The sequence below is a fragment of the Pseudoalteromonas rubra genome (genome assembly GCF_004212645.1).
Lineage (GTDB): Bacteria > Pseudomonadota > Gammaproteobacteria > Enterobacterales > Alteromonadaceae > Pseudoalteromonas > Pseudoalteromonas rubra_G.
Genome location: NZ_PPUZ01000080.1, coordinates 42,048 through 63,622 on the forward strand (window position 1 = coordinate 42,048; position 21,575 = coordinate 63,622).

General features: G+C 48.7%; 23 protein-coding genes. 8 read left to right on the forward strand and 15 right to left on the reverse strand.

Annotation, left to right across the window (positions count from 1 at the left end; genetic code table 11):
- Window positions 1-122: 122 nt before the first annotated feature.
- From C3B51_RS20890 to C3B51_RS20900, 3 genes are all read left to right on the forward strand, one after another.
- Window positions 123-2,030, forward strand: a complete 1,908-nt coding sequence (locus tag C3B51_RS20890; protein WP_125716366.1) for a methyl-accepting chemotaxis protein — start codon at window positions 123-125, stop codon at window positions 2,028-2,030.
- Window positions 2,031-2,231: 201 nt separating this feature from the next.
- The gene (locus C3B51_RS20895) at window positions 2,232-3,437 is read left to right on the forward strand and encodes a tetratricopeptide repeat protein (protein ID WP_130246285.1); all 1,206 of its coding nucleotides are present in this window, start codon (window positions 2,232-2,234) and stop codon (window positions 3,435-3,437) included.
- Complete coding sequence (locus C3B51_RS20900; protein ID WP_165389214.1) at window positions 3,418-4,308, forward strand: M20/M25/M40 family metallo-hydrolase; 891 nt, start codon at window positions 3,418-3,420, stop codon at window positions 4,306-4,308. Before C3B51_RS20895 ends, C3B51_RS20900 begins: the two co-directional genes overlap by 20 nt.
- Here C3B51_RS20900 and C3B51_RS20905 read toward each other — a convergent pair.
- Window positions 4,248-4,556: a GIY-YIG nuclease family protein gene (locus C3B51_RS20905; protein ID WP_125716363.1), complete on the reverse strand. Its 309-nt coding sequence runs from the start codon at window positions 4,554-4,556 to the stop codon at window positions 4,248-4,250. The genes C3B51_RS20900 and C3B51_RS20905 overlap by 61 nt on opposite strands.
- Before the next feature lie 130 nt (window positions 4,557-4,686).
- Here C3B51_RS20905 and C3B51_RS20910 point away from each other — a divergent pair, with 130 nt between their 5' ends.
- Window positions 4,687-5,046 carry an outer membrane protein assembly factor BamE gene (locus C3B51_RS20910; protein WP_046006761.1) on the forward strand — a complete coding sequence of 120 codons (360 nt, stop codon included), beginning with the start codon at window positions 4,687-4,689 and terminating at the stop codon, window positions 5,044-5,046.
- 44 nt (window positions 5,047-5,090) lie between these two features.
- Here C3B51_RS20910 and C3B51_RS20915 read toward each other — a convergent pair whose 3' ends face one another.
- Window positions 5,091-6,428, reverse strand: a complete 1,338-nt coding sequence (locus C3B51_RS20915; protein ID WP_130246287.1) for an ankyrin repeat domain-containing protein — start codon at window positions 6,426-6,428, stop codon at window positions 5,091-5,093.
- A gap of 367 nt (window positions 6,429-6,795) precedes the next feature.
- Between C3B51_RS20915 and C3B51_RS20920 the strand changes: the two genes are divergently transcribed.
- Window positions 6,796-6,972 carry a DUF2897 family protein gene (locus C3B51_RS20920; RefSeq protein WP_125716361.1) on the forward strand — a complete coding sequence of 59 codons (177 nt, stop codon included), beginning with the start codon at window positions 6,796-6,798 and terminating at the stop codon, window positions 6,970-6,972.
- Between the two features lie 33 nt (window positions 6,973-7,005).
- Here the strand turns inward: C3B51_RS20920 and C3B51_RS20925 are convergent, their stop codons facing one another.
- Together C3B51_RS20925 and bamC are read right to left on the reverse strand one after the other, a co-directional pair.
- Window positions 7,006-8,376 (reverse strand): YjiH family protein, encoded by a 1,371-nt coding sequence (locus C3B51_RS20925; RefSeq protein WP_130246300.1) that lies wholly within the window; start codon window positions 8,374-8,376, stop codon window positions 7,006-7,008.
- A gap of 98 nt (window positions 8,377-8,474) precedes the next feature.
- Window positions 8,475-9,542, reverse strand: coding sequence for an outer membrane protein assembly factor BamC (bamC, locus tag C3B51_RS20930; protein WP_125716360.1), 1,068 nt, complete (start codon window positions 9,540-9,542; stop codon window positions 8,475-8,477).
- Between the two features lie 323 nt (window positions 9,543-9,865).
- Here bamC and C3B51_RS20935 point away from each other — a divergent pair, with 323 nt between their 5' ends.
- Window positions 9,866-10,399, forward strand: coding sequence for a glycine cleavage system protein R (locus C3B51_RS20935; RefSeq protein ID WP_046006764.1), 534 nt, complete (start codon window positions 9,866-9,868; stop codon window positions 10,397-10,399).
- A 10-nt stretch (window positions 10,400-10,409) separates the two neighbouring features.
- Window positions 10,410-10,880 (forward strand): thioredoxin-dependent thiol peroxidase, encoded by a 471-nt coding sequence (gene bcp / locus C3B51_RS20940; protein ID WP_125716359.1) that lies wholly within the window; start codon window positions 10,410-10,412, stop codon window positions 10,878-10,880.
- Window positions 10,881-10,931: 51 nt separating this feature from the next.
- Here bcp and pdxJ read toward each other — a convergent pair whose 3' ends face one another.
- From pdxJ to rpoE, 10 genes are read right to left on the reverse strand one after another with little or no spacing between them, the layout of a single operon-like run.
- On the reverse strand, window positions 10,932-11,663 hold the full coding sequence (gene pdxJ, locus C3B51_RS20945) for a pyridoxine 5'-phosphate synthase (protein ID WP_130246288.1): 732 nt from the start codon (window positions 11,661-11,663) through the stop codon (window positions 10,932-10,934).
- 5 nt (window positions 11,664-11,668) lie between these two features.
- Window positions 11,669-12,376, reverse strand: coding sequence for a DNA repair protein RecO (gene recO, locus C3B51_RS20950; RefSeq protein ID WP_125716357.1), 708 nt, complete (start codon window positions 12,374-12,376; stop codon window positions 11,669-11,671).
- Entirely contained in the window at window positions 12,377-13,279 is a 903-nt protein-coding gene (gene era, locus C3B51_RS20955; protein ID WP_130246289.1) for a GTPase Era, read from the reverse strand. It lies immediately after the preceding gene.
- A complete protein-coding gene (gene rnc, locus C3B51_RS20960; protein WP_046006769.1) occupies window positions 13,269-13,946 on the reverse strand; it encodes a ribonuclease III in 678 nt (225 codons plus the stop codon). The genes era and rnc overlap by 11 nt, the downstream gene beginning before the upstream one ends.
- 1 nt (window position 13,947) lies before the next feature.
- Window positions 13,948-14,883 (reverse strand): signal peptidase I, encoded by a 936-nt coding sequence (lepB, locus tag C3B51_RS20965; RefSeq protein WP_046006770.1) that lies wholly within the window; start codon window positions 14,881-14,883, stop codon window positions 13,948-13,950.
- An 11-nt stretch (window positions 14,884-14,894) separates the two neighbouring features.
- Entirely contained in the window at window positions 14,895-16,682 is a 1,788-nt protein-coding gene (gene lepA / locus C3B51_RS20970) for a translation elongation factor 4 (RefSeq protein ID WP_125716355.1), read from the reverse strand.
- A 58-nt stretch (window positions 16,683-16,740) separates the two neighbouring features.
- Window positions 16,741-17,199, reverse strand: a complete 459-nt coding sequence (locus C3B51_RS20975; RefSeq protein WP_130246290.1) for a SoxR reducing system RseC family protein — start codon at window positions 17,197-17,199, stop codon at window positions 16,741-16,743.
- Window positions 17,196-18,149: a MucB/RseB C-terminal domain-containing protein gene (locus tag C3B51_RS20980; protein WP_125716353.1), complete on the reverse strand. Its 954-nt coding sequence runs from the start codon at window positions 18,147-18,149 to the stop codon at window positions 17,196-17,198. The genes C3B51_RS20975 and C3B51_RS20980 overlap by 4 nt, the downstream gene beginning before the upstream one ends.
- Entirely contained in the window at window positions 18,150-18,749 is a 600-nt protein-coding gene (locus C3B51_RS20985; RefSeq protein ID WP_130246291.1) for a sigma-E factor negative regulatory protein, read from the reverse strand.
- The gene (gene rpoE, locus C3B51_RS20990) at window positions 18,746-19,330 is read right to left on the reverse strand and encodes an RNA polymerase sigma factor RpoE (RefSeq protein WP_010382316.1); all 585 of its coding nucleotides are present in this window, start codon (window positions 19,328-19,330) and stop codon (window positions 18,746-18,748) included. Before rpoE ends, C3B51_RS20985 begins: the two co-directional genes overlap by 4 nt.
- A gap of 258 nt (window positions 19,331-19,588) precedes the next feature.
- On the opposite strand from rpoE, the gene nadB reads away from it, so the two are divergent.
- A complete protein-coding gene (gene nadB / locus C3B51_RS20995; RefSeq protein WP_046006776.1) occupies window positions 19,589-21,199 on the forward strand; it encodes an L-aspartate oxidase in 1,611 nt (536 codons plus the stop codon).
- Between the two features lie 25 nt (window positions 21,200-21,224).
- Here the strand turns inward: nadB and C3B51_RS24145 are convergent, their stop codons facing one another.
- Window positions 21,225-21,575: a protein YgfX gene (locus C3B51_RS24145; RefSeq protein ID WP_346427297.1), complete on the reverse strand. Its 351-nt coding sequence runs from the start codon at window positions 21,573-21,575 to the stop codon at window positions 21,225-21,227.

The following is a 21,575-nucleotide window of genomic DNA, read 5'->3' on the forward strand; positions in this document are numbered from 1 at the left end:
TGCAGTGGGCTTTTTTACTATTAAAAACATGACACTATTATGACAGTGACTTTATACCTATAGGTGTTAATTATTGACCATGCTAAAATTATGACACACGGGATCTAGAAGTAGTGAGTTTAATGCATAACACTGGTTTAACAATTACACAACGAATTACTCTACTGGGCAGCCTAATCGCTGTTGTTGTCGCTTGTCTGATTGGCTTTATTTCAACCTATCAGGCTAAGTCTATGATCGAAACCCGCATGCTGGGCTCTGAATTGCCCAGCAAGGTTGAGAGCATCAACAAATCGATTAGTCAGCAAATTGGCCAGTTAAAGAGTGCTGCAAAACAGCTTTCGAGCAACCAATTTCTGCTCGATGCAGTCAACAAAGGTCAGCTGGATGAGCAAGTATTGCTCAGCGAGCTGGCACGCGTGCAAAATCAATACGCCCTGGTTACCGCCTCCTGGGCAAACAGAGAAACACGACAATACTGGAACCAAAACGGGTTCTTGCGCGTGCTCAATCAGCAACAGGATGGCTGGTTTTTCCAGTTCACGCAAAGCGCTGAGGAATACTCAATCAGCATCTACCAGGAAGCACCTGGAGACGTGAAAATGTTCGTCAATCATCAACAAACGAATGGCATTGGCTTAGCGGGCCTGGCGAAAAGTATTGATGCCATGCAAACCATGCTGGCCAATATGACTATTGAGCAAAGCGGCTTTGTATTCGTTGTTGAAAAAGCACAAGGGATTGTCCAGCTTCACCCTGATGCAAATAAAGTAGCTAAAACAAAGCTGCTTGATTTATATGGCTCACAAGCGGCCAGCCAGCTGCGCACTAGCCGCGACTTTGTTGTTTTGGATCTTGAAGCCGACGGCATCCCTTCTTTGGTGGCCGCCAGCCCAATTGCAGGCACCGATCTGCTGGTCATTGCACAGGTCCCTAAAGCGGAAGTATTCGCTCAGGTTTCTTCTTTGCAATGGCAAATCGTGATCTGGTCATTGGCAGTCGTTGCGGCTGTGTGCATTGCCAGTATGCTCATGGCGCGCAGTCTTAGCGCACCTTTGCTAAAAATGGCTGATGTGTTCCGTCAGCTGGGCAATGGCGATGCAAAACTTAATTACCGGGTGCCCAATGCGGAGCAACCTGAGCTGCAGGCGCTGGGCCAGGGCTTTAATCAGTTTATCGAAAAAATCGAAGCCGCCATCTGCAATGTTGCCAAAGAAAGCAGTGACATACGTATTGCCAGCGAGCATGTCTTTGCGCAGGCAAAGAAGAACTCATTGTCACTGGATGAACAAAAATCTCAGACGCTCTCTGTGGCCGCAGCGATAAATCAGATGGCCGCGACCGTGCAGGAGATTGCCGGTAGTGCCAATAATACCGCCAAGCTCACCGACGAGAGCCGCGAGCACACCAAACACAGCCACAGCTGCGTGCAGCAAAGCCAGTCAACGTTGCATCAGCTGGCATTAGATATTCAGCAAATGGCAGATCAGGTGGCCACTTTAGCCAGTAAAACTCAATCCATCGCCAGTATTTTAGATGTGATCCGGGGGATTTCTGAGCAAACCAATCTGCTGGCACTTAACGCCGCCATTGAATCAGCCCGCGCAGGAGAGCATGGTCGCGGCTTTGCCGTGGTTGCCGACGAAGTCAGGGCACTGGCAAGCAGGACGTCTCAGTCAACGGACGAAATTCAGGCGACGATTCAGGAGCTTACCGCGGCATCGGATTCCATTGTGACTCAGATTGCACAGTCATCCGATCAAGCACAACAGAGTGTCACGAATATGCAAACGTCTGTGGAGTTAATGAACACCATCACAGAAACCGCCGATCAAATCAATGATATGACAACCTTGATTGCCACTGCTACGGAGCAGCAAAGCAACGTGGTAGCCGATGTGGGACGCAGCATTGAGCAGATCAGCGTGATCAGTGACGCCGTTATGAGTGAACAGCTTGACACCGAACAGGCAATCCAGCAGCTGGCTAATTCAGCCAAAGCGCTCGACAAACTGGTTGCCAGCTTTTAGATTACATGGGCGGTCACTCGTATGTGGCCGCTTACTTTGATATTCAAATCAGCCTGATACGCACCTCCTGCCGCCCTGCTCGCCAAGCTTTCTGACCTACCTCAGCGCCCGTTTATTGCAACGGATTGTAACAATTTTTGCTTCCTTAACAGGCCAAAATAGCTACACTGAAAGAAAGCTGTAAAATTCAGGAACGCCCTTATGTTATCCTATGCTCGTTTTGCCCGTCGCTATTTCTGCCTTTTGCTGGCCATCTCAACCTTGTTACTCAGCGGCTGTGAATCAACCAAGGTAGAACCACAAGTCAACATGTTACTGTTGGACAATGCCCCTTTCAGCCAACATAACGTTGAGACACAAGACGAAATTTTTGCGCTGGATGCCAATATTCGGGCGACGCTTGACCGCTATCTGGACCGGCACAACGGCTCCAATATTAAAGTCGCAGAACAGCTACTCCAGTTTCTAGTCAAAAATGGCGATTCGAGCCTGTCTTATATGCGAGGTGCCAACCTAAGTGCCGCTGCGGCATTTTATGATCTCAATGCCAATTGTCTGTCGCTGTCGATCCTCGCTTATAGTTTATCGGACTATCTCGGTTTTAAAGGTCAATTTCAGCGTGTACATATTCCAGAGTACTGGGCACAAACCAAAGGCTACAGCTTGCTGACCGGACATGTGAATTTGGTAGTCACTCAGACCAATTCCGGTGCCCGAAAAAACAGCGATAATCGCGAGGTGCTATATACCCGCCCGGCACGGGTTGTCATAGACTTTGACCCCAACAGTCGGCAGCAGAAGTTCGCCACCTCTAAGATCAGTAAAGAGCGCATCACCGCCATGTTTTACAGTAATAAAGGCGCGATGCATATGATCAATCAGGAAATGGATATGGCCTACAGTTACTTCAGGGCAGCCATAGACATTGATCCGCTCTACTCCGCAGCCTGGGGTAACCTGGCAGTCCTCTATCGTATTAACGATCACACTCAGCAGGCCGAATCACTGTATCAACAGGCGCTATTGATAAACGATGAAAATAAAACAGCGCTTGGCAATCTGGCGCTGCTCTATGAATTAACAGACCGGCCCGAAAAGGCTGAGGAGATCAGAACGCAACTTCATGCCCTGCGCAAGGATAACCCCTATTATCAGATTGCGCTCGGGGATGAGGCGTTTGAAAATGAAAACTATGATAAAGCATTGAAGCATTATCGTACCGCAAACAAGTTATCAGCATCGATCCATGAGGGTTATTTTGGCCTCGCTAAAGTCTACTATGTTCAGGGCGACCTGGAACTGAGCAGAACGTTTCTTAACCGGGCACTGAGTCACGCCAGCTTCAACCATGATAAAAAACGTTACCGTAACAAACTGGAGTGGCTCAGTGCTGTGGCTAAAAATTAACTTGGTGTGGCTGTGTTTTATAATCACAGTCGCACAGGCTAGCACGCAACTGGCAACCGACCTTAAAGTCCTGACTAGCCCAGAACATGCAGGCAGAGGATCCGGTGATATAGAGTTGAACGCGAGCGCACGTTATATTCACGCACGCTTCACTGAGGCTGGCCTTGAGACTTACTATCAATCTTTTCGCTTTCGTCAGGGTCTGGGAAAACTGGGGTATGGCCACAATGTTGTCGCCACTTTACCCTGTAATGTACAAGTCTGCGACAAATCGCTGGTGATCAGCGCTCATTACGACCACCTTGGCAGCCGGGGATCGCGTTATTATCCAGGTGCCAACGACAATGCCTCAGGCGTGGTGGTCATGCTGGATATTGCACAGCGCCTGGCCACGCAGCAGCGACATCGTGAAATCATTTTTGTCGCTACCGATGCAGAAGAGAAAGGCCTGTATGGGGCACACTTTTTCGCAGCCACATTAAACTCGGATCAGGTAGCGCTTAACATTAATCTGGATATGCTCGCGGTGAGCGGTAAAAACCGGCTCTATGTGCTTGCCTCCAAACAGGCAAATGCCTTTACTCAGGCTATCGGGCCGGCATTTGACAACCAGATCCGTGCTTTTATCTACACCTCAGCCGCCAGTATGGCACGGCGTTTGGACACACCCAGAGTAGACTGGCTCAGAGCAAGCGACCATTATGCTTTTCACAAAGTCGGGATCCCATTTGCCTATTTTGGTATTGGTATTGACCCATTTCATCACACCCACAAAGATCAATTTGATAAAGTCGACCTGCCTAAACTCGCTCAGGTTTCAGAGCATATTAATGCTTTTATATCCGCATTATCAGTAGCCGCAGCGCCCTGAACCAAGGCAACTTTACGCGACTTGGATAAGCGCTTAAAGCGCCACTCTAACCGTGCTGCCGCGCGCTTATCTCCCACAGCCAGGGTGTAAACGAGCTTGAGCGGCCCCTTGCCGCGCAAATTTTTGGCCCCTTTGCCGGCGGTATGATCTGCGAAACGACGCGCGACATCATTGGTGATCCCGGTATACCAATGACCAAACCGGTTTTCTACTATATACAAGTGCCAGAGTTGCTCAGTTTTACTCATCGCTTTGACTACTCACTACCATGGATGGAACTATTTTAACGGCGAACAGTCCAAACTTACCAATAATTCTACTTTACCTTCTTTATCCATTCTGTATCATTCATACAACCAAAAATAAGGATACACATACATGCAGTTAAAAAAGCGCCTTTTTGTTTGGCTTAGTATTATTCTTGCGACGACATTACTGTCTGCCTGTTCCAGCTGGGTATACCGGATAAATGTGCCTCAGGGTAACTTCCTGGAGCAATCCGATGTCGATAAGCTCAGAATTGCTATGACAAAAGAGCAAGTTTTATATGTATTGGGCACGCCTGTTGCTAAAGACGCGTTTAACAGCGAAATCTGGCATTACTCTTATGTGTTCAATCTGGGCCGAGACTCAGAGCAACGCCGGGAATTGGTGGTTTATTTCAAAGAAGATACACTGAATGATATTTCAGGAGACTTTGATAAGCCGGCAGAATTCAACACCCCGCTGAGTGAATAAACAGCAATACCCGACTCATAAAAGCAGAGCCAAAGCTCTGCTTTTTAGCTTCCCACTACCGCAATCAAAACAACAATACTAAACAAGAATTGCAGTGACATACTCAGCCACGCCAATACATTCACACCGATCAGACTCCAGGGAGATGCATCCTGAGGGTATAGCGGGCTGCGCTTTTGCCAGCGTGCCAGGGCAAAAAATAGCAGCGTCAGGCTTGATATCATAATGGTGGCAGACAGCTTATTACTGTGTGACTCATTAAAAAAGAAGCTCAGTTGTACGGGCATCAAAAGCGCCACTAAAGCGTATAGACTATACACCCGGGCCACTTTTTCGTACTTGGCAGCGAACGATAGTTCAATGATCCCTCGCGCTTCCAGAAACTTCTTTGCCGCAACCGCCTGTGCCTGATTTGCCAGACGATAAGGCGTCATGCCATTCACATCCGCAAGTCTTGGGTCAACTTCCATCGATTCAACTAATTCGAGCATGGCAGTTGAATTAGAGCACACTGCATAATGCATCAGGTTACGCCCCAAATCATCAAGAGACTGTTGTTGTTCATGGTGCTCTTTTAATGCCTGGACAGCACTGACAAAGCCTTGCTCTACCAGCCACATCATCGCCGACTTTCCATTCTTGTCTTTACTTTGCCCACTCGCACCTTGTTCAATGAGCTTCAGGGCCACAGATTGCTTGGCAGTCTTGGACATCACATGCGCCAACAATGCCTGATCCAGCAAACGCTCAACCTCATCACCATCGCATAGAAGCTGCAACAGCCCAACATAGGCTTCATCACTTTGCAGGCGCTCTACCGCCAGATTCAAGGTGGCGACGCTATCTTGTAAAGCCGCTTTGAGTAAAGCACTTACGTGTTGGCGGGTGTCTTCATCCGCAGCGCACCATAAATCACAAGCTTCTTGTGCTGTGAGTGTTAAACCATGCTGCAGAAGTACCTGTATGGCACACGTGTAGGACTTATTGAGCAGCAGTGTCGCAGGGGATACCTCACTGTGATAAGCCAGCTGCGCTTTTATATCCGCATACTGGGCAAACACCCCGAGCAGCTTAGCGATCAGCTCATCCTGGCTTATTCCTGCATCGGCAATATGTGCCAACAATTCATCACAGTAACTCTGATGTGCTTCGTCATAGTCGTCAATATGCTGATAACAACAAGATTCAAATGGCTCAAGCGGTTTAAGCCACAAAATATACATCAGTGGAGGTAGAACCGACGAGCGTACCCCCTGCTGATCTGTGACCGTTTCGCACTCTGGCCAAGACTCGAGTGCATCCAGGATAAACGCCCCATTATGTTCAACCAACCCTTTGAGTAGCAGAGGATATTGAGCCGGCCAAATTAAAACATGCTCCATTAAAGAATTAACCACCTTATTTGTCATATCACGCGCTAAGTGCCCTTGATAGTGTCGCAGTGCTGTTAGCGGAATGATACCAATTGCATCTTAAAAAAGCTGCTGCTGATCTCAAGAATCCATCTCATTTAACCAATATAGATACAAAAACATGGCACGCAAACGTACCACGGCATTGTAGTGGACTGGTATCACTCCCTCGAGGCCTCTTATCTCTCTGTTCTTATTCAAAAATTGAGCATTTTCTGAATGACCAGACTTTTCGATGCAGCAATTCACAAAGCGCTAAACTTGAGATAGTGAAGACTTAAGATATACAATAGAAGTGAACGTCCAATGAAGGCCCTGTGATAGGGAGCAAGTCAAGATGGAAAATACTTTACCAACCTGGCACGTGATACTGATTATTGTGATGGTGCTTGGGTTCATCATCAGTAATATTATGCTGTTAAAATATATGACCCGCTTTGATGTGAAGGGCAAGCTCGATAAACAAACCAAGCCAGAACCTGAAGCCGAACAAGAAGAAAAAGAAGATAAGTAGGGCTGGCTTTCACACCAGCCCCGCTCCGTTTGGTTAGCCCACCAACCAATGAGCCATCAGCGCAATCACCGGCAATGTCACCAGAGTACGCAAGATAAAGATACAGAACAGCTCAAACAAGTTAACAGGGATCTTACTGCCCAGTAGTAACGCACCGACTTCTGACATATAAATCAATTGGGTCACACTCAGCGCCGCCACTATAAAACGGGTAACGTCACTCTCAATGTTTCCTGCCGCCAGAATAGACGGAATAAACATATCTGCGAATCCAACCACGATGGTTTCAGCCGCTTTGGCCGCTTCTGGCACCTGAAGCAACTCAAGGTAGGGAACAAACGGCTTACCGAGGAACTGGAACACCGGCGTATGTTCAGCGATTATCAGTGCAAACGTGCCGACTGCCATAACCACAGGCAATACCGCAAACACCATATCCAACGCATTGTGCACGCCTTCTTTCAATGTTCCTCTAACGCCTGGCGCTTTCTCTGCTTTTGCCAGTGCTACATCCAGCGCATGGCCAAACAGTGTTTTTCCCTCTGGCACCAGCTCGGCACCTGGGTTGGCAGCACTGCCATCAACATAGCAGTCTTTCTTCCAGCGAAGCGGGGGTAAACGTGGCACGATAATGGCGGCGGCAATCCCCGCGGCGCACACGGTCAAATAAAATGGGGCAAACAAGTGCTCCAGTTTCACCTGGCCAATCACCACCAGACAGAAAGTGATCGACACTGCCGAGAAAGTCGTGCCAATGATGGCCGCTTCTCTTTGCGTGTAGTGTTTGTCTTCATATTGGCGAGAGGTCATCAAGATACCCACGCTACCGTCTCCGAGCCACGACGCGACGCAATTCACAGCACTTCGGCCGGGTACACCGAACAATGGCCGCATTACTTTGGTCAGCAAAGTACCAACCAGCTCAAGTAAACCAAAGTTAAGTAACAAAGGCAGTAACAGACCGGCTAAGACAAACACAGAAAACAACACAGGTAATAGATCATTCAGCACCAGTGCGCCCGTCTCCGAGGAATGAATTGCTTCGGGACCGACCTTAAAGTAAGTCATCAGAATAAACAGCATACCTGCCAGGCGAGTTGCCAGCCAGATGGGACTCACAGCAAATAAATGCCGGAACAAATGATTCTTTAGCAGCTGTCTGGGCTTCGTCAGTGCAACAAATGCACTCATCACCCCGGTGATACACACTATGGTTACTATCATGGCATGTGCAAAGGGGGCTATCCAGCTCTGTAATGTTTTGGCCATTACCGCAATAGGAATGGTCATTGCCTCACCGATTGCCACAGGTGTCATAAATAAAAACACCCCAATCAGGGAAGGCACGAGAAACGCAAATAGCGTGCGCCAGTTTGGCGACGCTGAACCCGTAGATTCTGACATCATATGATTACCCACTAAAAAGAAAAAGAGCGTAAGGCTCTTTTTCATGTTACTTCAACTCATTGTTTTTATTTTAATATTTTGATTTATTTAAAATATTATATTTGCAGACCTCGACTGCGAAGCACCTCTAATAGAGATTGCAACAACAGCTCCATAGTCTGTGCATCCAGCACCTGTTCCTCACTGTCCAACCAGGTCAATGCCGTTTGACCATCGTCCGTTGTCGATACTTTGACGATATAATCACCGTCAGCTAACGGCAGTACTGTGGCTTCCTCGCCCCAGATAGAATCCCAGACACTTTGATCCGGTGCTTCGTAACGTATTTTCACCTGATCGAGATCTCTGTCTAAGCGAATAACCGTAAAGTTAACTCGCTCCAGGAAATTCGACAGGCGATCCATCACGGCACTCTTTTCGACCAGCGTCAGCATGGCAGCATTACCATCCTGATCAAAGCCACCTTGCAAGGACAATAGCCCCTGTTGCTTACGTAACTCAACGGCCAGCAGTCTGTAGCGATAGTCAAATTCTGCGATCACTTCATTCAGCGCGCGCACTTCTAACTGCTGTTTCAAAGTGTCGGTCAGCGGCTGTTCATCACTTTGATAGTCTAGCAGTTTGGCGCTCAAAGACGCGGTACGCTGGTGCTCTTTTTGCTCCACTGTAAAGGCGAAACGTTGACGTGAAACCTCAACGATATCTTCCCACAGCCAGCCCTCATCTTTTCTGATCAGTGAGTACCAGTCGGTTTCTATTGTACCTTCCTGACGGGCGTCCTTAACAATGCCGGTATTATGATTAACCAACACGCCATCCACAGACTCCCAGATAAAAGCAGATAAATCTTCGATGCCATCGTTTTTATCAAAATAAACTCGGGCGATTTTGTCTTTGCTCTCAGCCCAACTCCCCTGCGCCAGGGTCAGTACTTGCTGAGGCGGTCGGTACAGCTTATTGTCACTATCCGAGTTGTTGTCATAAACAGCTACCGCCATCTTGTACTTCGGATCCTGATATGGCTGCTCAAGCCCGCTAGGCACGTTAATTCCTTCATTAACGCGGTAGTTTTTGCTGTGATGTGCATCATTTGGAAATACACTACATCCCGTTAAACCAAGTAAAACACCTAAAGTCAGTGCTTTTGGAACCCAATACTGCACGAATAAAACTCCTTAGCAAACCCTGTTATATTTATTTACGGTAAACGAATATCGTCATTATATGAGTGGGGATTGCCGATTTGGTTCACTGCCGGAACAACTTTTTATCTGCGTCCGGCGAGCCTAAACAACTTGCAAAATTTGCCCTATGTTACTTGCCTCGCCCTGTAAACACAAGATGTGAGCCTGCGCGACGCAATATCTGAGCCACCAAAACCCTCTGCCAGTATCCCAAGTTACTAAGTTATGTTAGTATTTACGGCTATACATCTAAAACTTGCCATCAGGCATTACCCTATTCTCAGCGTATAAGGTGTTCTTAAATGACCACATTTGCCAACCAACAATTGGTTTTGACCGCAATCGGAGAAGATCGCTCGGGGATCGTCAGTGAACTGACTAAGCTGGTCAGTGAATGTAATTGCAACATTATCGACAGCCGCATTGCGATACTCGGTAACGAATTCACTTTCATTATGTTGTTGTCAGGCGACATGGCGGCAATTAGCCGTGTTGAGCATACCTTGCCGACCAAAGGCATGGAGCTGGGCTTACTGACCATGATGAAGCGTACAGCCAGCCATCAACAAAACGAGTTCAGTGCCGGCTATACCCTGGAGTACAATGGACTCGATGCGCCTGGTACTCTGAGTAAAGTGACACGCTTTTTTGCAGAGCAAAATATCAGTATTAGTTCATTAAAATCTGATACCTATGAAGAAAATGACGCATTGCATATGCGCTGTGAAATCGAGGTTAACATTCCCATTGAAGTAGATGCCGACGCATTTAAAATACAGTTCGAGCATCTCTCAAACTCACTAAATCTGGATTATATTTTTCGACGCATTCGTTAAGGAGCATCCTATGAATACGCTACAAGCAGGCGCTCAGGCCCCGCAATTTACTCTACAAAATCAAGATGGTGAAAGCATTTCACTCAGCACACTGCTGGAATCAAACCAGGTGCTGGTGTATTTCTATCCAAAAGCGCTGACACCGGGTTGTACGGTCCAGGCTGAACAGCTCAGAGACCATAAAGAACAATTGGCCCAGTTTAATACTGTGGCGGTTGGAATCAGCCCGGATCCGGTTAAGAAATTAAAAAACTTCGAAACCAAAAAAGAGCTGAACTTTGACTTGTTGTCTGATGAAGATCACGCCATTGCCGATGCTTTTGGTGTCTGGGGACTGAAAAAGTTCATGGGTAAAGAATATGACGGGATCCACCGCATCAGCTTTCTGATTGGCCAGGATGGCACCGTTAAACACGTATTCAATAAGTTTAAGACCAAAGAGCATCACCAGGTCGTGATTGACTATCTGGCTGCCCAGTAACAAAAAAGGGGCTGTATTGAGCCCCTTTTTTACATTCTTCGCGTCAAAACGTTAGCTGCGAGCATCCAGCATTAAACGTTTCATGTCTCTTACTGCTTTCTCAAGCCCGTCAATGGCGGCTCTGGCAATGATCGCATGGCCAATGTTCAGTTCATAAATTTCTGGCATTTCAGCAATGGGTTTGACGTTATGATAATGCAGACCATGCCCTGCGTTAACAACAATACCCAAACCATGCGCATATTTAACACCACTGCGGATCCGCTCCAGCTCTGCATGCATGTCTGCGTCTGACTCGGCGTCAGCATAGGCACCGGTATGGATCTCGATATACGGCGCGCCCGTGTCTTTCGCAGCGTCAATTTGCTTAGGATCCGCGTCGATGAACAAAGATACCTTAATGCCCGCATCGGCCAGACGCGTCACAGCCTGTGTGATCTTATCTTTATTCGCAATCACGTCCAGACCACCTTCTGTAGTCAGCTCTTCACGCTTCTCCGGTACCAGGCAAACATATTCAGGCTTAACCTCACAGGCGATATCCAGCATTTCATCGGTGACTGCAATTTCCAGGTTCATGCGTGTCTGAATGGTTTTGGCCATCACATACACATCCCGATCCTGAATGTGACGACGATCTTCACGCAAATGGATAGTGATGCCATCAGCGCCGGCATGTTCAGCCACAGCCGCAGCATGGGCCGGATCCGGATAGCTGGTGCCTCTTGCCTGGCGCAATGTGGCAATATGGTCGACGTTTACGCCCAATAATATCTCTTTCATTGTTATTACCTTGATTGAAATAGCTCTCTGCTTTTCAGCGGTTTATGGCCAAGTAATGGCCTGAGTAAGTATCTGCTTAAGCCTTTCGCCTGACGCCTGACCTGATCGTCAGAAAAATCATGCTGAGCAATCTGGTGAAGTACCCGGCCCGAAAAGCCAATATGCCTGTCATCCGTGCGGACAAACCCCAGCTCTCGGGTATATTGATAATACGCATTTTCTACAATCATCTCACCATCGGCGTCACAGTCAAATTCGACGCCAAACCCCAGCTGCTCTAATAGCTGAAACTCAAAGCTGCGCAAGGTCAGCTCAAACTGCTGCCTACTGACGCTGTCACTAAGGGCGTGTAGCTGAGATAAATGTTGGTGGTAAAGCGAGAACATTGATTCGAGTGGCTCATTGACGGGAATAACCCGCGCACTCAGCTCATTGAGGTAAAAGCCGCAATAGAGCACCTGTCCTTTTAATGCCAAAGGCTGGGTATGTAATTCGATGTCGTTCAGATATTTTAAATCGTGGCGGCCACTGTAGCGTACTAACAGCAGGCTGAAGGGTTGCAGGTGTGCGTTGTGCCTGAGCGCCTGGCGCCCTTTGATGCGAGCCAGCATCATCAACTGGCCCACCCCTTCGACCAGCATATTGAGCATCACCTGTGAGTCGCTGTGCGCTCGGCGATGCAACAAATACGCTTGTCGAAAGTCATTGTTCAATTAGTCTTCCCCGTAGCCAAGACTACGCAGTGCCCTCTCATCGTCTGCCCAGCCGGACTTCACTTTGACCCAGCATTCGAGGAACACTTTATTATCCAGCATCTCTTCGAGATCGCGGCGTGCTTCACGGCCAATGACTTTGAGCTTTTCACCCTTATTACCGATCACCATGCGTTTTTGCGACTCGCGCTCTACCAGGATCAATGCATTGATCTGCCACACCCCGTTGTCGAGCCACTTAAATTGCTCAATTTCAACGGTCACGGAATAGGGCAACTCGTCGCCCATAAAACGCATCAGTTTCTCGCGCACAATCTCAGCGGCCAAAAAGCGCATTGAGCGGTCTGTGACATAGTCATCCGGGAAGAAGAATTCGCACGCAGGAAGATGCTTGTGCACTTCGGCTTTAACCATATCCACATTGCGGTTTTGTTTGGCCGAAATAGGAATGATCCCGACAAAGTCGCCCTGCCCTGACAACCATTGCAGGTGCGGCATCAGCGCTTCGCTTTTGTCTTTCACCTGATCGCTTTTATTGATCACCACCAAAACCGGACGACCGCTGTCTTTGACCTTGTTCAGTACCATTTCATCGTCTTTGGTCCACAAAGTGCCCTCAACGACGAAAATCACCAACTCAACATCACCGATGGAGCTGGAGGCTGCCCTGTTCATCAAACGGTTAATCGCGCGTTTTTCTTCGCTATGCAATCCGGGTGTATCCACGTACACCGCCTGGTAGTTATCCTCGGTATGGATCCCCATGATACGGTGTCGGGTTGTTTGCGGTTTGCGAGACGTAATGCTGACCTTTTGTTCAACCAGCTTGTTCAGTAACGTTGATTTACCAACGTTGGGCCGCCCGACAATCGCGACCATGCCACAATGGGTATTAGGAGTCATTCTTTAAAATCTTTAGTGCTTTTTCAGCGGCCTTTTGCTCCGCCTTACGACGTGAGCTGCCTACTGAGATAATACTTTCCATCCCTTCCACAATACATTCAACCGTGAAGGTCTGATTGTGCGCCTGTCCCTTAGTATCAATTACAGTATAACCGGGTAAAGGTAACTTGCGTGCCTGCAAGTACTCTTGTAACAAGGTTTTCGGATCTTTCTGGTTGTGTCCCGGAGAAATTGCCGCCAAACGCGTGTCATACCATTTTAAAACCAACGTCTTACAGGTCTCGATGTCTGAATCTAAAAACACCGCGCCAATAATCGCTTCAACCGCGTCTGCCAAAGTTGACTCGCGACGATAACCGCCACTTTTCAACTCGCCAGGACCTAATCTCAGGTAATCACCCAAACCAAACTCAACACCAAACTCGGCCAGTGTCTGACCACGTACCAGGGTTGAACGCATGCGGCTAAGATCGCCTTCACGCGCTTTTGGAAACTGCTTGTACAGGGCATTTGCAATAACAAAGCTCAGGATCGAGTCGCCTAAAAACTCCAGGCGTTCGTTGTGCTGTCCCTTATGGCTACGGTGTGTCATAGCCTGCTCAAGCAGGCTTTGATCTGAGAACTCGTAACCGATTTTCTTATATAATTCTGTGACGTTTTTTTTCATGCTACTGAATATTACCTAGGCGTTCAAAACGAACTCCTGTTGGAACCCAGGAAGGCAAAATGCTGTCCGGGCCATTTTCAAAATCAAAACTCATCCAAATAAATACGGCTTTACCAACCAGGTTTTCTTTCGGCACGAAGCCCCACATACGGCTGTCCTGGCTGTTGTTACGGTTGTCACCCATGGCAAAATAACTGCCCTCAGGCACCACCCACTCATCGCGTCGAGTGCCTGGTTGCTGGTAATAACGCTCGGTCAGTTCAGGCAACTGAGGTGTCACCAGTACATCATGCGTCACACCGGGCAGGCTTTCGGTTAGCCGAACCATTTGCATCGCACCTTGTTTAAACTCATCACGGTTGACGATATCGAGGTTAATCTTATTAAACTCTCCACATGCCAGTCCATCGCGCTGCTGTTCACCTTCATTGCAATGTGGCTTTATATAAAGCTGACGATCGCGATACACGATACGGTCGCCAGGCAGGCCGATGATGCGCTTGATGAAGTCAATGCGCTCATCAAGCGGGAACTTAAATACTGCGATGTCGCCTCGCTGCGGGTCGTCCACTTCAACCAACTGGCTGCGCCAGACCGGGTCCTTGATGCCATACGCGTATTTTTGTACCAGGATAAAATCGCCGTCAAGCAGCGTTGGCATCATTGAACCAGAGGGTATCTGGAAGGGTTCAAAAATAAATGAGCGGAACACTGTGATCGCAGCAATCATCGGAAAGATGGATTTTGCGCTTTCAGTGATGGCAGGCACAGGTGCTATCTGCTCAATGGTTTCCTCATCAAGCGGCTGCTCAGACGCGCCTTGTGCTAATGCGATACGCTCCTTACGCTTAGGCGCGTAAAGCAAATGATCGATTAGCCATATCAAGCCCGAGCCGAGCGTCAATAACACCAAAAATACTGAAAAATAACCTGCCATAATAATTCCTGTTACTTACCTACTTTAAGAATCGCAAGGAAAGCATCCTGCGGCACCTCAACGTTGCCCAGCTGCTTCATACGCTTCTTACCTTCTTTTTGCTTTTGCAGTAGTTTCTTCTTACGACTGACGTCACCACCATAACACTTCGCGATGACGTTTTTACGTAACTGTTTAACAGTGCTTCGTGCAATCACGTGGTTACCGATCGCCGCCTGAATCGCGATATCAAACATCTGACGCGGGATCAGTTCACGCAGTGCTTCAGCCAGCTGACGTCCGCGGCTTTGCGAGTTGTCACGGTGGGCAATAATGGCCAGTGCATCGACTCGATCGCCATTGATCAGGATATCCACACGGACCATATCAGACGTCTGGAAACGTTTGAAGTTGTAATCTAGTGACGCAAAACCACGGCTGGTTGACTTCAGTTTATCAAAGAAGTCCATTACTACTTCGGCCATAGGCAACTCATAAGTGACCGCAACCTGTTTACCGTGATAGCTCATTTTGGTCTGTACGCCGCGCTTTTCAACACACAACGTAATGACATTGCCCAGGTATTCCTGAGGCACCAGAATATTGGCCTCTACAATCGGCTCGCGAATTTCAATGATGTCGTTAACCGGTGGCAGATCAGACGGGTTATCAATCTGGATAACACCATCTTTGGTTTCCACTTCGTACACTACCGTCGGTGCCGTTGTGATCAGATCCATATCGTATTCACGTTCAAGGCGTTCCTGAATGATTTCCATGTGGAGCATACCCAGGAAGCCACAACGGAAACCAAAGCCCAGTGCAGTCGAGTTCTCCGGCTCGAAGAACAAAGACGCATCATTGAGGCTCAGCTTGTTCAGTGCATCACGGAAGTTCTCGTAATCATCTGACGAAATAGGGAACATACCCGCATAAACCTGAGGTTTAACACGCTTAAAGCCTGGCAGACGCTCTTTTGCAGGCTCTTTTGTCAGGGTGATCGTATCCCCCACCGGCGCACCATGAATGTCTTTGATACCGGCAATCACGAAGCCTACTTCACCGGTTTTCAATACGCCAGTTTCGGTTTGTTTCGGGGTGAAAATACCGACTTTATCAGCAATGTGCGTCTGATCTGTCGACATAATCTTAATCTTATCTCCACGACGCAGCTCACCGTGCTTAATACGCACCAAAGACACAACGCCCTGGTACGAGTCAAACCAGGAATCGATGATCAGGGCCTGCAGTGGCTGCTCCGGCTCACCTACTGGTGGCGGCACGTCGCGCACAATCATTTCCAGTACCTCGTCGATGCCGATACCGGTTTTGGCACTACACTGCACCGCTTCAAGCGCTTCGATGCCGACGATTTCTTCAATCTCTTCTGCAACGCGCAAAGGATCGGCCTGCGGTAAGTCGATTTTGTTCAACACCGGCAGAACCTCCAGGTCCATTTCAATCGCGGTGTAGCAGTTTGCCAGGGTCTGAGCTTCTACGCCCTGACCGGCATCGACAACCAGCAAAGCACCTTCACAGGCAGCCAGTGAACGTGATACTTCGTAGCTGAAGTCAACGTGTCCCGGTGTGTCGATAAAGTTAAGCTGATACGTCTCGCCATCATTGGCTTTGTAGTTCAGTGTCACGCTCTGCGCTTTGATGGTGATCCCACGCTCTCGCTCAAGGTCCATCGAATCCAGCACCTGCTGCTGCATCTCGCGATCTGTTAAGCCGCCGCATACCTGGATTAAGCGGTCCGAAAGGGTCGATTTCCCGTGGTCTATATGGGCAATAATTGAAAAGTTACGGATGTGCTTCATATACTGGATTCTAAACTTCTGTTTTTCACAAATAGAGATTAAACGCCGATTTTACAATTTATTTGGCGCAATCACCATCTATTTGCGTTAGGGGAAGGCTAATTGGATAAATTTTTATCACTTTGATGTCATGACGCAGCGCTTTTGTGCGTTGTTTTGCGATTTGAAAGCCTGTCAGGCCACCCAATGTAGCGGCCAGGATCTGCCAGGGTTCAGACACCCCCAGCATCAGGTGAGCAACAAACATGGCAAAAAACGCCATTGCCAGCGGTAACAAATAGACCCAAAGCGCATTTTCAACGACTTTACTATCATCCAGTGCCAGGGTCATTTTTTGTCCAACCTGAACGGATTCCTCACACACTATGGGCAAGGCCTTTTTGTTGCTGCCAAACAGCTTGCTGAAGATCTGTGAACCGCATCTGCCATTGCAGCCGGCACACGCCGGCTTGTCTTCAGCAACAAGCCAGACAGTATCGCGTTCAACCCGCGAGACGGTAAGCGTTTGTTCTATCATAGTGGCCGTGTCACCGACTCAGCGATTGCCTTGGCCGTCATCGTTGGGATCTTGCCAACCACAGAAACGTCAAATGCACCGGAGTTGTGGACATACACTGTGGTCGCGCCAGAACTGAGCGCGCCGCTGGCTCTTTGCCCCGACAAGGGTCTTTGCACGAACACTGAAAACTCCACCAGGCCATCGGAAAATAAGAAGTAATCCGCCAGTTCATTGTTCAAGTCAAGCTTGTGACGGTCCGACTTGAGTAGTTTAAAACCTTCTGGCAACCAGCCAATACGCCAGTTGTTTTGCAATTTTTGCGCGCTTTCTGCCGGCGCAAGGGACGCCAAAGGCATAGGAAAATCTTTACTGCTTAACTCAATCAGCGGTGGCGCCGGTTGCTCAGTCACGCTGATGTGGGTGAGCTGCAACTGCTCCAGCACTTCACCTTGCTGGGTGACATAGGCGGCTTTAAGCAACAGCGCAGATTGAATATCAATCCACAGCCAGTAATTGTATTTATGTTCATCTTTAGATACTAAACGCACAAGCTGCGCGGCTCTGTCGGCAATACGCTCTTTGCCACCGAGCACAAAATCATAGCTGTTCGCCAGGCTGCCCACTTCGCCAAACAAAATTTCCGGAATGGGGCCGGCTATGGCATCGGTTTCGATAGAATAAGGTTGGGTTTGTGGCTCGAAGTAGGTAACTTTGTTATCGACGCGCACCACTTCCAGGCCAGCACCGTTTTGTCGGCTGAGAATTTCCAGTTCACTGTTGTCCACCTTGCCGTGGATCCAGCGGTACGGTTCCATCCCCTTGCCTTTCACCACCACAAATGATGCATCAAAGTTACGCTCCTGAATGGCAGAAGACATATCAGTGAGCAGCTGTTTTGCATTAATGATTTCGCTGGCAACAACCTGGGCACTCAGGCCCACTCCCAGTAATAACGCAAGCCACTTCATCTACTTTGCTTGTTCCTCTTTTTCTTGCTGTGCCTGTTGAGCCAGTGCATGTGCCATTCTGGACTGGCGCTGATGCTCAAGTACCAGTGCACCAATACGTTGCTGTTGCAACTCTCTTAAACCTTTTTCAGCACTTTCCAGTGCAGGCTCTGAAGACAGGCTCACTGGCGACACCGAACCGGTTACCGGGGTCGATTGTAACACAGGAAAGTCGCCATTGGCTTGTTCCTGCGGGCTATAATTGCTCACACCCAACACCGCCACCAAAGACACACTGGCTGCAATCGCAACCTGGGCCAGAGGCTTACGCCAGTTCGACAAGGTAACAACCTTATTTTCCTGAGGGGCTTTTTGTGGTTCCTGTTGTGATACCTGTTCGCCATAAGTGGCTTCATCGGCTAGCGCATCCGCTATGCTGGCGGTGATATCTATGCAAGGTGCCTGATTTTGCTGGCTACGCATTGCATCGCCTATCAGCGCATAGCGGGCAAACTTGTCTGCATCGAACTGTGCCTGACTGGCGTTATCCAGTGCCTGCTCGGCATCGAGAATACTGGATGTAACTTGCCCGTCTTTGACATTAAAGTTTGATTGCGTCATCTACTATTACCTATGAGTGGGTTAATATTATTGTCAATGGCTTCACGCGCTCTGAAGATCCGGGAACGAACGGTGCCTACCGGACAATCCATCACTACGGCTATTTCTTCATAACTCATGCCCTCAATCTCACGTAGCGTGATTGCCGTTTTAAGATCATCTGGTAGCGATTCAATGGTCTTGAAAATCACTGCTTTGATCTCATCGCTAAGCAACAAGCTTTCCGGAGACGCGTTTGACCTGAGCTGTTCTGCGCCATCGTAAAATTCGGCTTCCTCTGCATCAACGTCGTTCGCTGGCGGTTTACGCCCTTGTGCCACCAGATAATTCTTCGAGCAATTAACAGCAATACGGTACAGCCAGGTATAAAATGCACTGTCTCCCCGAAAATTGGGTAAAGCTCGATACGCCTTAATAAACGCTTCTTGTGCCACATCGGCCACGTCGCCCGAATTGGACACGTAACGCGAGATCAATGCTGCAACTTTGTTCTGATATTTGGCAACCAACAAATTGAACGCATTTTTATCTCCTTGCTGAACACGCCGAACTATCTCTAAATCTAAATCCTGCTCGCTCATTCGAGCCGGTACTCCTCTTTGTTATTACTTGTTTTTCACACACATTGTCGCGCATTGTTGCCATCTTTTACAGCTACTCTGACTTAGTGCTGAATAAAAAGTTCTGTTTTTTTGATATTTTTTTTAAAATACCGCGTATTGTCACGTCATAAATGTATTCGGTGTCAGATAAATCAGCGTGCGGCAACATTGCGCTAAGCATAGCAGATTTATCACAACACACAGAATATCAGGTTTAATTAGCTAAGACCCACTAACATGAAAGAACAAGTTCAGCACCAAACAGATGTCATTATCGTCGGTAGCGGCGCAGCCGGGCTAAGCCTGGCCCTGTCGCTGGCCAACACCTGTCGCGTCACGGTACTCAGTAAAGGTGACCTGCGTGAAGGCTCAACCTTGTACGCACAAGGCGGCATTGCTGCGGTGTTTGATAAGAAAAATGACAGCATAGAATCGCATGTGGAAGATACTCTTGCAGCAGGTGCAGGACTATGCGACCGAGAAGCCGTACATTATACAGCGTCTAACGCTAAGCAGTGCCTGAAATGGTTAATTGAGCAGGGCGTGCCATTCGATATGGAATTCGACAGCAAAGGAAAGGAACGTTTTCACCTGACACGTGAAGGCGGACACAGCCATCGCCGTATCCTGCATGCGGCCGATGCCACAGGTAAAGCGGTCCAGTCGACTCTGATTGAACGTGTTCAGGAACACCCCAACATTTTGCTGCTGGAACAGTATAACGCCATTGATCTCATCACTCATGGCGCTTCAGGGCAAAAGGTGGTGCATGGCCTGTACGTATACAACCGTCGTGCCAATCAGGTTGAAACTGTCACCGCTAAGTTTGTTGCGCTGGCAACCGGTGGCGCCAGTAAAGTGTACCTTTACACGTCTAACCCGGACGTATCCAGCGGCGACGGGATTGCTATGGCGTGGCGCGCCGGCTGTCGCGTTGCCAACATGGAATTTAATCAATTTCACCCAACCAGCCTGTATCACCCTGAACTGCAAAACTTTTTGATCACCGAAGCCATGCGTGGCGAAGGCGCCTTGTTAAGACGCCCCGACGGCACCCGGTTTATGCCAGATTTTGATGATCGGGAAGAATTAGCGCCCCGTGATGTGGTGGCCCGCGCCATCGACTACGAGATGAAACGCCTGGGCGCCAACTGCGTGTATCTGGATATTTCTCATAAAGACAAAGACTTCATTATTGAGCACTTCCCGACCATTTACGCCAAATGTTTGAGTGTGGGCCTGGATATCACCAAAGAGCCTATCCCGGTGGTGCCCGCCGCACATTATACCTGCGGCGGCGTGATGACGGACTTCAATGGCCTGACCGACATCAGCAATCTGTACGCCATTGGCGAAGTCGCCTATACTGGGCTTCATGGTGCCAATCGCATGGCCAGTAACTCTTTACTTGAATGTATTGTATTTGCTCACGCCGCTGCCAAGGACATTCTCGCCAAACTGGATACTCAGCCGTTGCCGCCACAGCTGCCGGAATGGGACGAAAGCCAGGTCAGTGACTCTGATGAGGAAGTAGTGATCACCCACAACTGGCATGAACTCAGGCTGTTTATGTGGGACTATGTTGGCATTGTACGCTCAACCAAACGCCTGGAACGTGCACTGCGTCGAGTTGAACTGTTGCAACAGGAAATCCAGGAGTACTACTCACACTTCAGAGTCAGCAATAACCTGCTGGAGCTGCGTAACCTGGTGCAAGTCGCAGAGCTGATCATTCGCAGCGCGCTGGCCAGAAAAGAAAGTCGCGGACTGCATTATACACTGGACTATCCAGACAGTGCCCAGACCACCGCACCAACGGTGCTTACACCCAGCAAAATCAAACGCTAATGCCGTTCGGGCCCGAAGTTCGGGCTCATTTCATCTGCAATACCTGGCGGCATAATTGTCGCCAGTATTGTTCATCCATTGCGTGGCGCATCACGCCAATATGCCGGGTGCCCTGTTCGGTCTTAACGGTCAGCAGTAAAGCGCTGTGAAAATACAGGTGCGCTGCCTTTAACTGCCCCTGCCAGTGCTGCTGCGAAGCCGACACTAGCACCAAGCCTTGCTCCGGCAAAAACCCCAGCTGCCCTGATGGTATAAAACATTGGCGAGCCTTGTATCTGGCAAAGCAGTAACCCAACAGGCAGGTGCCACAATGCCACCACCAGAGAGTTGGCGCTGCGATAATCAGAGCCAAAGCCAGGCAGCAAAAAAAGACCAC